12 protein-coding genes are annotated in these 12273 nt (G+C 65.9%); 3 read left to right on the forward strand and 9 right to left on the reverse strand.

Translation table 11 applies throughout. From position 1 onward, the window contains the following. Nucleotides 1-69: 69 nt before the first annotated feature. From L0976_RS18580 to L0976_RS18620, 9 genes are all read right to left on the reverse strand, one after another. A complete protein-coding gene (locus tag L0976_RS18580; protein WP_234188759.1) occupies nt 70-330 on the reverse strand; it encodes a YdcH family protein in 261 nt (86 codons plus the stop codon). A 67-nt stretch (nt 331-397) separates the two neighbouring features. Further along, entirely contained in the window at nt 398-1039 is a 642-nt protein-coding gene (locus L0976_RS18585) for an SGNH/GDSL hydrolase family protein (RefSeq protein WP_234188760.1), read from the reverse strand. Nucleotides 1040-1054: 15 nt separating this feature from the next. Beyond that, complete coding sequence (locus L0976_RS18590) at nt 1055-2383, reverse strand: pyruvate dehydrogenase complex dihydrolipoamide acetyltransferase (protein WP_234188761.1); 1329 nt, start codon at nt 2381-2383, stop codon at nt 1055-1057. A 15-nt stretch (nt 2384-2398) separates the two neighbouring features. Beyond that, on the reverse strand, nt 2399-3796 hold the full coding sequence (locus L0976_RS18595; RefSeq protein ID WP_234188762.1) for a pyruvate dehydrogenase complex E1 component subunit beta: 1398 nt from the start codon (nt 3794-3796) through the stop codon (nt 2399-2401). Nucleotides 3797-3814: 18 nt separating this feature from the next. Then, nucleotides 3815-4861 carry a pyruvate dehydrogenase (acetyl-transferring) E1 component subunit alpha gene (gene pdhA, locus L0976_RS18600; protein WP_203318823.1) on the reverse strand — a complete coding sequence of 349 codons (1047 nt, stop codon included), beginning with the start codon at nt 4859-4861 and terminating at the stop codon, nt 3815-3817. Nucleotides 4862-5009: 148 nt separating this feature from the next. Continuing rightward, nucleotides 5010-5318 (reverse strand): septum formation initiator family protein, encoded by a 309-nt coding sequence (locus L0976_RS18605; RefSeq protein ID WP_119256283.1) that lies wholly within the window; start codon nt 5316-5318, stop codon nt 5010-5012. A 180-nt stretch (nt 5319-5498) separates the two neighbouring features. Further along, the gene (eno, locus tag L0976_RS18610) at nt 5499-6773 is read right to left on the reverse strand and encodes a phosphopyruvate hydratase (protein WP_234188763.1); all 1275 of its coding nucleotides are present in this window, start codon (nt 6771-6773) and stop codon (nt 5499-5501) included. 129 nt (nt 6774-6902) lie between these two features. Beyond that, nucleotides 6903-7742 carry a 3-deoxy-8-phosphooctulonate synthase gene (gene kdsA / locus L0976_RS18615; RefSeq protein WP_234188764.1) on the reverse strand — a complete coding sequence of 280 codons (840 nt, stop codon included), beginning with the start codon at nt 7740-7742 and terminating at the stop codon, nt 6903-6905. 1 nt (nt 7743) lies between these two features. Next, complete coding sequence (locus L0976_RS18620; RefSeq protein ID WP_234188765.1) at nt 7744-8637, reverse strand: VOC family protein; 894 nt, start codon at nt 8635-8637, stop codon at nt 7744-7746. Between the two features lie 144 nt (nt 8638-8781). Here L0976_RS18620 and L0976_RS18625 point away from each other — a divergent pair, with 144 nt between their 5' ends. The 3 genes from L0976_RS18625 to L0976_RS18635 all read left to right on the forward strand — a co-directional run bounded on the left by L0976_RS18625 (nt 8782) and on the right by L0976_RS18635 (nt 12268). Next, on the forward strand, nt 8782-10023 hold the full coding sequence (locus tag L0976_RS18625) for an FAD-binding oxidoreductase (RefSeq protein WP_234188873.1): 1242 nt from the start codon (nt 8782-8784) through the stop codon (nt 10021-10023). Between the two features lie 100 nt (nt 10024-10123). After that, nucleotides 10124-10864, forward strand: a complete 741-nt coding sequence (locus L0976_RS18630) for a metallophosphoesterase (protein ID WP_234188874.1) — start codon at nt 10124-10126, stop codon at nt 10862-10864. Next, on the forward strand, nt 10865-12268 hold the full coding sequence (locus L0976_RS18635; protein ID WP_234188766.1) for a bifunctional serine/threonine-protein kinase/universal stress protein: 1404 nt from the start codon (nt 10865-10867) through the stop codon (nt 12266-12268). It abuts the gene before it with no gap. The last annotated feature ends 5 nt before the right edge of the window (nt 12269-12273 follow it).

Genomic DNA, 12273 nt, shown 5'->3' on the forward strand with positions numbered 1-12273 from the left:
TGTTCTCGTGCGCCGCAGCCGGAGGGCTGGCCTCCGGCGCGGCATGAAGAGGAGCGGAAAGCCCGGCCCTCAGGGAATGTCCTCGACCTTTTCCGGCCGCGTGAGCATCCCGTAGATTTCATCCTTGAGCCGCATCCGCTCCTTCCGCATGTTCGCCATGTGGAAGTCGTCGGCCGGCTCGATGTCCGTCTCGGCGCGGTGAATGGCGAGATTCACGGCCTGGTATTCCTCGGAAATCCGGTGGAAGTGGCCATCGACCTCGCGCAGGTGGCGAATCGTGGCGACGTGTTCCGGAAATTCCTCTGCCAGTTGGTGCGGGGTGTTCGGCATGTCCATCTCCTTCCTGGGGTTGATGATGACAGCCTAGCTCTCCCGCACCTTCACTCCTTGATCCCGGTCAAATCCCGAGCATCATGCGCACGACCGGCTCCAGCCCCTTGCCGACCGCCCGCGTGTTCCGTACGTCGAGATGCACGCCGTCGAGCGGCGTCGTCTCGGCAACCGAGCCCGCGTCGAAGAAACCGCAGCCGGTTTCGTCCGCAAGGTCCGCATAGAGCGTCGCCAGCATGGAAGACTGCTCGACGCCGCCGGCGAACATCGCCGCAAAGGCGGTGTTCGCGGTCTCGCAGAGCGGCGGCGGCGAGACGATCAGCACCTCCGGCCCCTCCTGGGCGTCGAACGGCCAGGCATGGTGGCGCACCAGCGAGACCAGCCGCTCCATGCCCTGCATCGCGCCGAACGCCGTCCCGCAGACCGCCGGCTTCATGTCGTTGGCGCCGAGCAGGAGGATGACGAGATCGATCGGGTCGTGGCTGTGCAGGATCGTCGGCAGGATGCGCGCGCCGTTGCGGTCGCAGTCCGCCAGATGGTCGTCATAGGCGGTGGTGCGGCCGTTGAGGCCTTCCGCGATCACGGTGACCTCGGGCCCGAGGGCCCTGGCGAGAACGCTCGGCCAGCGATCCTCGAAGGCATGCCGGTCGAGCGTTTCCGCGTTGTAACCCCAGGTCAGGCTGTCGCCGTAGCACAGAACCGTCTTCATGGCCGCACCCCGCGATCAGACGAGCATGCCCATCGGATTCTCGATGTAGCGCTTGAAGGCCCCGAGAAGCTCGGCGCCGAGCGCGCCATCGACGCAGCGATGGTCGGTGGAGAGCGTGACGGTCATCGCGTTGACGATCACCATTTCGCCCTTCTTGACGACGACCCGCTCCTCGCCCGCGCCGACCGCCAGGATCGTCGCATGCGGCGGGTTGACGACGGCGGCGAAGTTCTTGACCCCCATCATGCCCATGTTGGAGACGGCGGTCGTGCCGCCCTGGTATTCCTCGGGCTTCAGCTTGCGTTCCTTGGCGCGCTTGCCGAGGTCCTTCATCTCGTTGGAGATGGCCGACAGCGTCTTGGTCTCGGCCTTGCGGATGATCGGCGTGATCAGGCCGCCCGGAATGGAGACGGCGACGCCGACATCCGCATGCTTGTGCTTGACCATGTTCGTCTCGGTCCAGGAGACGTTGGCATCAGGCACGTCGCGCAGCGCGAGCGCCATGGCCTTGATCACCATGTCGTTGACCGAGAGCTTGTAGGCCGGCTTGTCTTCCTTGCGCGGGGCGCTGTCGTTGAGCTGGGCGCGCAGCGCCAGCAGCGCGTCGAGCTCCACGTCGACCGACACGTAGAAGTGCGGGATCGTCTGCTTGGATTCCTGCAGGCGCTTGGCGATGGTCTTGCGCATGCCGTCATGCGGCACGAGCTCGTAGGAGCCTTCGTCGAAGAGCTTGAGCACGGCGTCTTCCGACATGCCCTTCGGCGCGGCGGCGGGCGCTGCAGCAGCAGCCGGAGCGGCTGCGGCGGCGGGCTTGGCGCCGCCGGAAGCGACGGCCTTCTCGATGTCTCTCTTGATCACGCGGCCATTCGGCCCGGAACCCGAGATTGCCTTGATGTCGAGGCCCGCTTCCTTTGCGAGTCGGCGGGCAAGGGGCGAAGCATTGCCAACGAATCCGTTGTCACGCGCAACGGATACCGCCGGGGCGGCGGCAGGCGCAGCAGGCTTTTCCGCTTCCTTCGGCGCCTCGGCCTTGGCTTCCGGCGCCTTGGCCTCTGCCTTCGGGGCGGAACCGCCGCCGCTGGCCGCGGCCGCCACGTCCTCGCCGTCGGCGGCGAGGATGGCGATGAGGCTGTTGACCTTCACGCCTTCCGTGCCGGCCGGCACGACGATCTTGGCGACAACGCCTTCGTCGACGGCTTCGACTTCCATCGTCGCCTTGTCGGTCTCGATCTCGGCGATGACGTCACCGGATTTCACGGTGTCGCCTTCCTTGACGAGCCACTTGGCGAGATTGCCCTCTTCCATGGTGGGCGAAAGGGCGGGCATCGTAATGTTGATCGGCATATCCCAGCCCTCCCCTTACTTGTAGCAGACGGCCTTCACCGCCTGGACGACTTCGCCGACATTCGGCAGCGCGAGCTTTTCGAGATTCGCGGCATAGGGCATCGGGACGTCCTTGCCGGCGATCGTCAGGATCGGCGCGTCGAGATAGTCGAAGGCCTGCTGCATGACGCGGGTCGCAATCTCGGTGCCGACGGAAGACTGCGGGTAGCCCTCCTCCACGGTGACGAGGCGGCCGGTCTTCCTGACCGATTCGATGACGGTCGGCAGGTCCATCGGGCGGATGGTGCGAAGATCGATCAGTTCGACGTCGATGCCTTCCTTCTCCAGCTCGGCGACAGCCTTGACCGCGTAGGTCATGCCGATGCCGAAGGAGACGACCGTCGCGTCGTTGCCCTTCTTGTGGATGCGCGCCTTGCCGATCGGCAGCACGAAATCATCCAGCTTCGGCACTTCGAAGCTCTGGCCGTAGAGAATCTCGTTCTCGAGGAAGATGATCGGGTTCGGATCGCGGATGGCGGCCTTCAGGAGGCCCTTCGCGTCGGCCGCCGTATAGGGCATGACGACCTTGAGGCCCGGAATGTGGCTGTACCAGGCGGCATAGCACTGGGAATGCTGCGCGGCCACGCGCGCCGCCGCGCCGCTCGGGCCGCGGAAGACGATCGGCGCGCCCATCTGACCGCCCGACATGTAGAGGGTCTTGGCCGCCGAGTTGACGATCTGGTCGATCGCCTGCATGGCGAAGTTGAAGGTCATGAACTCGACGACCGGCTTGAGGCCGGTCATCGCCGCACCGACGCCGACGCCGCCGAAACCATGCTCGGTGATCGGTGTGTCGATGACGCGGCGGGGGCCGAATTCCTGGAGGAGACCCTGCGTGATCTTGTAGGCGCCCTGGTATTCGGCGACTTCCTCGCCCATGACGAAGACGTCGTCGTCGCGCCGCATTTCCTCGGCCATGGCGTCGCGCAGCGCCTCGCGCACGGTCGTCGCGACCATTTCGGTGCCGGCCGGAATGTCCGGGTCGGCGGCGACTTCGGTCTTCGGCGCGGCCGGAACCGGCGCGGAAGCGGACCCCTGCTGGGTCGGCTTTTCAGCCTCCTCGACCTTCGGGCCGGCGGCTTCGGCCGGCTTTTCGGCAGCCTTCGGCGCGGCCATGGCATCGGCGCTCTCGCCGTCCTGAAGCAGCACGGCGATCGCCGTGTTGACCTTGACGCCCTCGGTGCCGGCCGGGATCAGGATCTTGCCGATCACGCCCTCGTCGACGGCCTCGACTTCCATCGTGGCCTTGTCGGTTTCGATCTCGGCGATGACGTCGCCGGACTTCACGGTGTCGCCCTCGTTCTTGACCCATTTGGAAAGCGTGCCCTCTTCCATGGTCGGAGACAGGGCGGGCATGAGAATTTCTACTGGCATTTTTCGTCCCTCCCCGGATTACAGCAGGATGTCGGTGTAGAGTTCGGATACATCCGGCTCCGGATCGGACTGCGCGAAATCGGCGCTGTCGGCGACGATGTCACGGACGTCCTTGTCGATCTGCTTGAGATCGTCTTCGCTCGCCCACTTTCTTTCGAGAAGACGCGCGCGGACCTGCTCGATCGGGTCGTGCTCCGAGCGCATCTTCTGCACTTCGTCCTTCGAGCGATACTTGGCGGGGTCCGACATGGAGTGGCCGCGGTAGCGGTAGGTCAGCATTTCGAGGATGATCGGGCCCTTGCCGGAGCGGCAGTGCTCGACGGCCTCGTCCGCGGCGGCCTTCACCGCGCGCACGTCCATGCCGTCGACCTGGTAGCCCGGAATGCCGAAGGAGGCGCCGCGCTGGGAGAAGTCCGTCTGGGCCGAGGCGCGCGAGACGGCGGTGCCCATGGCGTAGCGGTTGTTCTCGATGATGTAGATGACCGGCAGCTTCCAGAGGGCCGCCATGTTGAAGCTTTCGTAGACCTGGCCCTGGTTGGCCGCGCCGTCGCCGAAATAGGCGAGCGAGACGTTGTCGTTGCCGCGGTAGCGGTTGGCGAAGGCGAGGCCCGTTCCGAGCGAGACCTGCGCGCCGACGATGCCGTGGCCGCCGTAGAAGTTCTTCTCCTTGGAGAACATGTGCATGGAGCCGCCCTTGCCCTTGGAAAGGCCGCCGCGGCGTCCGGTCAGTTCCGCCATCACGCCCCGGGCGCTCATGCCGCAGGCCAGCATGTGGCCGTGGTCACGGTAGCCGGTGATGACCTGGTCGCCGTCCTTCAGCGCCATCTGCATGCCGACGACGACGGCTTCCTGGCCGATATAGAGGTGACAGAAGCCGCCGATGAAGCCCATGCCATAGAGCTGGCCGGCCTTTTCCTCGAAACGCCGGATCAGCAGCATCTCGCGATAGGCCTTCAGGTCGTCTTCCTTGGAGAAGTCGGCGATGGTGCCGCCGTTGAAATCTTTCTTTGCAGGCTTTGCCGCAGTCTTGCGGCTGGACGTGGACGCGGTCTTACGCGGAGCCATTCGTTCCTCCCTATGTTTGCCTTTGACGGAAACCATAGGGGAGAAATTCCGCCTCAGCAATGCCATAAATGCATGGCTTATATTCTCGACAATCCATTGAATAATAACAAGGATTTACGATTAACCTGATTTCGGTTAATCGACAATCTCAGTGGAAAATCACGATTTCGTCGGCGCGCGACATATTGAGATACGAGCGCGCCTTTTCATCCAGCATGTCGCGTTCCAGCGAGCCGTCGCTCATCAGGGCGACCTCTTTTTCCAGGATCTGGCGCTGCCGCACGAGCACGTCGAGCCGCGCCTGGCGCTCCACCCTTTGCCGCTCGAACTCCTCCATTCCCCTGAGGCCGAGATCGCCATGGACGGAATGGTAACCGAAATAGGAAAGGAATGCGACCGTAATCACCGGCAGTGTCAGCCGGCCGAACTTCCGCTTCTTGTGATGTTTGGTCCACATGCAAGTGCCCTGATACGCAATACGGATTTCACACTAGCACCAAGGGGTTAACCGATCATTGACCATGACGGGCCGAAGCCGGCGATCGAGGCTGGAAGCCGGTGGTCCTGCCCGGCCGAAAAAAACAAAACCCGCGTCCTGCGACGCGGGTTTCGTCATTTCGGAGAAACTGTTTTTCGATCAGCCGCGCAGGATGCCGCGGCCGGCGTAGCGGGCCTGTGTGCCAAGCTGCTCTTCGATGCGGATGAGCTGGTTGTACTTGGCGGTACGGTCGGAGCGGGCGAGCGAGCCGGTCTTGATCTGGCCGCAGTTGGTGGCGACGGCGAGATCCGCGATGGTGGAGTCTTCCGTTTCGCCAGAGCGGTGCGACATGACGGCGGTGTAGCTCGCCTTGTGTGCGGTCTCGACGGCGTCGAGCGTCTCGGAGAGCGAGCCGATCTGGTTGACCTTGACGAGGATCGAGTTGGCGACCCCCATCTTGATGCCATCGCGCAGGCGCGCGGAATTGGTGACGAAGAGGTCGTCGCCGACGAGTTGAACCTTCTTGCCGATCTTGTCGGTCAGCGCCTTCCAGCCATCCCAGTCGTCTTCCGCCATGCCGTCCTCGACCGAGAAGATCGGGTACCTGGCGGTGAGTTCCGCAAGGTAGTCGGCCATGGCGCCCGGCTCCAGCGTGCGGCCCTCGCCTTCGAGCACGTACTTGCCGTCCTTGAAGAATTCCGTCGAGGCGCAGTCGAGCGCGATGAACATGTCCTCGCCCGGACGGTAGCCGGCCTTCTCGATGGACTTCATGATGAAGTCGAGGGCGGCGGGCGCCGAAGCCAGACCCGGCGCGAAGCCGCCTTCGTCGCCGACATTGGTATTGTGGCCGTCGGCAGCGAGCTGCTTCTTCAGCGTGTGGAAGACTTCCGAGCCCATGCGCACGGCGTCGCGCACGGTTTCCGCGCCGACCGGCACGATCATGAATTCCTGGAAGTCGATCGGGTTGTCGGCATGCGCGCCGCCATTGATGATGTTCATCATCGGCACCGGCAGGACGCGGGCGTTCGGGCCGCCGACATAGCGGTGGAGCGGCAGGTTGGCGGCTTCCGCGGCGGCCTTGGCGACGGCGAGCGAGACGCCGAGGATGGCGTTGGCGCCGAGGCGCGCCTTGTTCGGCGTGCCGTCGAGCTCGATCATCGTCTGGTCGATCTGGATCTGGTCTTCGGCATCGAGGCCGCCGATGGCTTCGAAGATCTCGCCGTTGACGGCGGCGACGGCGTTCTCGACGCCCTTGCCGAGGTAGCGCTTGCCGCCGTCGCGCAGTTCGACGGCTTCATGCGCACCGGTTGAGGCGCCGGAGGGAACGGCCGCGCGGCCGAAGCTGCCATCTTCGAGGTGCACGTCCACTTCGACGGTGGGGTTGCCGCGGCTGTCGAGAATCTCGCGGCCGATGATATCGATGATAGCAGTCATGGAAATCGTCCTGGTTCGGGGTTTATTAATCGATTAAAATCCACTTTTAATCGACCATGCGGAAATTACAATGGCGTGAGGGCGCCAGAAAAAACGGATGGCACGTCTTCGTGTCATCCGTTTGAAGTCTCAGCCCTTGGCGATGGCGTCAAAGGCGAGCAGCTTTTCGAGAAGCCGCGGCATGTCCTTGAGATGCACCATGTTCGGCCCGTCAGAGGGCGCATGGTCCGGGTCCTCGTGCGTCTCGATGAAGAGGCCGGCAACGCCGACGGCAACCGCCGCCCGGGCCAGCGTCTCGACGAATTCACGCTGCCCGCCGGACGAACCGCCCTGCCCGCCCGGCTGCTGCACCGAATGGGTGGCATCGAACACGACGGGCGCGCCGAGCGCGGCCATGATCGGCAGCGCGCGCATATCCGAGACGAGCGTGTTGTAGCCGAAGGAGGCGCCGCGCTCGCACAGCAGCACGTTCGGATTGCCGCTCTCGGTGAACTTCGCCAGCACATTCTTCATGTCCCAGGGCGCGAGGAACTGGCCCTTCTTGACGTTGATCGTGCGCCCGGTATTGGCGGCGGCGACGAGAAGGTCCGTCTGGCGCGACAGGAAGGCCGGGATCTGCAGGATGTCGACCGTCCCGGCGACGAGGGCGCATTGCTCTTCCGTGTGGATGTCGGTCAGAACCGGGAAGCCGAAATCCTTCTTGAGGTCGGCGAAGATCTCCATCGCCTTGTCAAGCCCGATGCCGCGCTTGCCGGAAAGCGAGGTGCGGTTCGCCTTGTCGAAGGACGACTTGTAGACGAGACCGATGTCGAGCTTTTCGCAGAGCTCGGCGAGCGTGCCGGCGATCATGTAGGCATGGTCGCGGCTTTCCATCTGGCAGGGGCCGGCGATCAGCGAGAAGCGCTCCGTCTGCGCGAAGGTGACCTTCCTGGCGCCTTCGCCGACGATGACGGTGGAATTGGTTTTCATCTCATTCTCCAAAGACGAAGAGGACACCCTGCCCCGGCGCCGGCGGCACCAGAAGGCGGTTGTCCCGCTCGCGGAAGGCGACGCCGCGCTGCTCCAGCAGGCGGCGACAATCGGACAGGCTGGAAACCCTGAAGACGACCGCCTGCCCCTTGAGGCCGCGATCCGTGCCGGCGACCGGCGCAATGCCGTAGAAGCCTTCGAGGCCGGCATCGTTCAGCACGGTGATGCGGCCGCGCGGCGTCTCGACCGACATGCCGAAGGACATGGCCTCGATCTCGCGCTCGTCGGCGGCTTCCTGCACGAGATACTGGAAGTCCGTCGGGTTCTGTTCGGACAGCACGACCTCGGCGAGCGCCACGACGCCGTTGTCATGCGCCTCCAGCGCCTTGCGGTCCGAGGGCAGCGGCAGGATGCGCTGCGAGGCGAAGAAGAAGAAATCGGGGCTGCGCAGGTCGGCGGCGAAGGCAAGGCGGAAGCTGCCGGTCGCCGTCGAGCCGTCAGGCAGCAGCATGTCGCGGGAAAACTCCAGGATCTCGCCGCCGGAAATCCCCGCGGCACGGTAGCGCCGGTCGTCTTCCCAGGCATCGCTCGCCGCCATGGCGATGCCAGAAAAGCCTTCCAGCCCCCGGCGGAAACGGAAAGCCTGGTCGCGCGCGACGAAGACGTTGCCCGTCCGCGCGGCTTCCTCGCATTCCTCGCGGTTGGCGATGCCGAGCGGCTCCAGGTAGCTGCCGTCGGAGAGGAAGACGCAACAGTTTTCCGTGCCGAACGGATGGCGCGCATCCTTGGCGACGGTGAAGCCGAGCTGCGTCAGGCGCTCGCGGGCTATGGCCAGCTCGGACACCGGCAGCACCAGATGGTCGATCGGGCGGGGCGTTCTCGAACGCACGGTCATGGCAAAATCCGGTCGTGTTTCAGGCGCCCCGTGCTTTGCATGCTTTCGGCCCGCAATGCAAGCATCGGCACCACGCGCGGCGGCCGTGCGGAACTTTTCCGCATGTCCGCCATTAGAGACGACCTTCCCGCACGGAGCAGTCCCATTCCGACATCCCGAGAGATCACCCGCCAGCGCGACCTGCACGAATCCCGGCCACTGTGGGCCGACTCGCCGCGCATTTCGCTGCGCACGCGGCGCAGCCCCCAGCGGCAGGACTACGATTGCATCATCGTCGGCGCCGGCATTTCGGGCGCCCTCGCGGCCCATGCGCTCGCCGACGGCAAGCGTTCCGTGCTCGTCGTGGACCGCCGGGAGCCCGTTCATGGCAGCACGCTCGCCAGCACGGCGATGATCCAGCACGAGATCGACGTTCCCCTGCACAGGCTCGCCGGCATGATCGGCGTGGATAAGGCGCAGCGCGCCTGGCAGCGTTCCGCCCGCGCCGTCGAGCAATTGACGCGCATCGTCGCGGATGCAGGCCTTTCCTGCGGCTTCGAGCGCAAGAAGACCCTCTTCCTTGCCGGCGACGCCTATGGCCGGCGGGCCTTGCAGGCCGAATTGGAGGCGCGCCAGGCGGCGGGCATCGAAGCGGAACTCGTCGATGCCGCACAGCTCGCCGAGCGCTTTTCCATCGACCGCACCGGCGCCCTTCTCAGCGACATCTCGGCCTCCGCCAACCCGGCGCAGATGGCCGCCGGCATCCTGCGGGCGGCGGCGGCGCGCGGCGTCGAGATCGTCAGCCCCCTGGAGATCACCGACATGCGGGCGACGACCGACTGCGTGTTCCTCGCCACGGCCGAGGGCAACATCGTCTCCGCCAGGCATGTCGTGTTCTGCTCCGGCTACGAGTTCCTCGAAGCGGTCGCCGACCGGGATCACGCCATCGTCTCCACCTGGGCGCTCTCGACGCCGCCCGACACGGCGCTGCCGGACTGGCTGAAGGACTGCATCGTCTGGGAGGGCGCCGATCCCTATCTCTACCTTCGCCGCTCCCGCGACGGCCGGCTGATCGCGGGCGGGGAAGACGAGGAGAGCGAGAACGCCTATGCCTCGCCGCAGAAGCTTCGGCGGAAGGCGAAGACCATCCATCGCAAGGTCGAGGCCCTGCTCGGCCTTTCCCTGCCTGAGCCGGATCATGTCTGGGCCGCCCCCTTCGGCACCACCCGCACCGGCCTGCCGCTCATCGGCCGCGTTCCCGGCCTGCCGAACGTCTTCGCCGTGATGGGTTTCGGCGGCAACGGCATCACCTTCAGCCAGATCGCAGCCGAGATCGTCGCGGCCGATATTGCAGGCCATGGCGATGCGGATGCCGATCTTTTCGCCTTCCGCGCCCGCGATTCCTGACGAAACGCCAGTCCGCGCGGGCGATATTCCCCTTCCGTCGAATGGTTGCGGCCGGCAAGGCGCGTTATGGTGGGTGCAGACCCTGAAAGACCGGACCGCCATGCTGCTTGCCATCCTCTCCGACATCCACGCCAACCGCGAGGCCTTCGAGGCCGTGCTGGCGGCGGCGGACGCGGCCGGGGCGGAGCGCTTCGTGCTGCTGGGCGACATCGTCGGCTATGGGGCGGATCCGGAATGGTGCGCCGAGCGGGCGATGCAGCTTGCCGCAGGCGGTGCCGTCGTGCTGCGCGGCAACCATGACGAGGCGGTCGGCACTCCCTCCGTCTCGATGAACGCGACGGCAACCGTCGCGCTCGAGTGGACGCGCCGCCAGCTCGGCAGCGCCACCCGCGCCTTCCTTGCCGATCTACCCCTCGAGGTGCGCGAGGGCGACTGCCTCTTCGTCCATGCCGATGCCAGCGCGCCCGCCGACTGGAACTACGTGCTCGACGCCAGCGATGCCGGCCGGCACCTTGCCGCCTGCGAGGCGCGCGTCAGCTTCTGCGGCCATGTACACAAGCCGGCGCTCTACTGCACCGCGCCGGGCGGCAAGGTCACGCATTTCCGCCCCGTCGCCGCGACGCCGGTGCCGCTCCTGCCGCAGCGCCGCTGGCTCGCCGTCATCGGCGCGGTCGGCCAGCCGCGCGACGGCAATCCGGCCGCCGCCTTCGCGCTCTACGATACCGAGAGCGCCGACCTCAGCTTCATGCGCGCCGCCTACGACGTCGACAAGGCCGCCGACAAGATCCGCGCGGCGGGCCTGCCGGCCTCGCTCGCCGACCGCCTGTTCCGGGGACGCTAGATGGTCAAGGCAAGGCTGAAACCCGGCGATGTGATCGACGGTTTCGTCATCGAGGACATCGCCCACAATGGCGGCATGGCGCGCATCTGGACGGTCAGCCGGCCCGACATCGACTTCCCGATCCTGATGAAGGTGCCGGTCATCGGCGAGGGCGACGACCCGGCGGCGATCGTCGGCTTCGAGATGGAGCAGATGATCCTGCCGCGCCTTTCCGGCCCGCATGTGCCCCGCTTCGTCGCCGACGGCGATTTCGCAACGCTCCCCTATATCGTCATGGAGCGACTGCCCGGCACCTCGCTCTATCCGCTGCTCGAACGCCTGCCATTGCCGCCCGAAGAGGTGGCCGCCATCGGCGCCAAGGTGGCGGTGGCGCTCGATTCGCTGCATCGCCAGCATGTCGTCCATCTCGACCTCAAGCCCTCCAACGTCATGTTCCGCGAGACCGGCGAGGCCGTGCTGATCGACTATGGCCTCGCCCGCCACGTCCACCTGCCCGACCTGATGGACGAGCAGTTCCGCCTGCCCTACGGCACCGCGCCCTACATGGCGCCCGAGCAGGTGCTCGGTGCGCGCAGCGATTTCCGCAGCGATCTCTTCGCGCTCGGCGTCATGCTCTATTTCTTCTCGACCGGCGAACGCCCTTTCGGCGATCCGCAGCGCCTGAACGGCCTGAAACGCCGGCTCTGGCGCGACCCGCTGCCGCCGCGCGCGCGCAATGCCGCCATTCCGCCCGCCCTCCAGGAAATCATCCTGCGCTGCCTGGAGGTGAACCCCGCCTGGCGCTATCCGAGCGCCGCGCAGCTCGCCCTCGACCTTCAGGACCTCTCGTCCGTCAAGCTGACGGCGCGGGCGGAGAAGATGAAACGCGATCCGCTCGGCATGGTGCTGCGCCGCCGGTTCAATCCCGTGCCCATCGAGACCGTGAAGCCGCAGGCCGCGGAAGCACAGCTTGCCGGCGCGCCGATCGTCGCCGTGGCGATCGACCTTGCCGGCGGCGCGCCGGACCTTGCCGAGGCAATCCACAAGACCGTCGCCCGCATCGTCGAGAACACGCCCGACGCCCGCATCGCCTGCATCAACGTCCTGAAGATCAACCGCATCGCCATCGACACCTCGCTGGACGAGGAAGGCCGCAACAAGCATGTGCTGCGGCTCGTGGAACTGCGCAACTGGTCGACAGGCCTGCCCGCGCCCGGCGGCGGCATCACCTTCCATGTGCTGGAGGCGGTCTCGCCCGCCGACGCGATCCTCGAATATGCCCGCGAGAACCATGTCGACCATATCGTCATGGGCGCGCGCGCCGAATCGGCCATGCGTTCCATGCTCGGCAGCGTTTCCGGCGAGATCGCCGCGCACGCCCCCTGCACGGTGACGGTCGTGCGCAACCGCACCCGACCGGACTAGATCGC

Origin of the sequence: Shinella sp. NM-101, from assembly GCF_021401195.1 — a bacterium.
Lineage (GTDB): Bacteria > Pseudomonadota > Alphaproteobacteria > Rhizobiales > Rhizobiaceae > Shinella.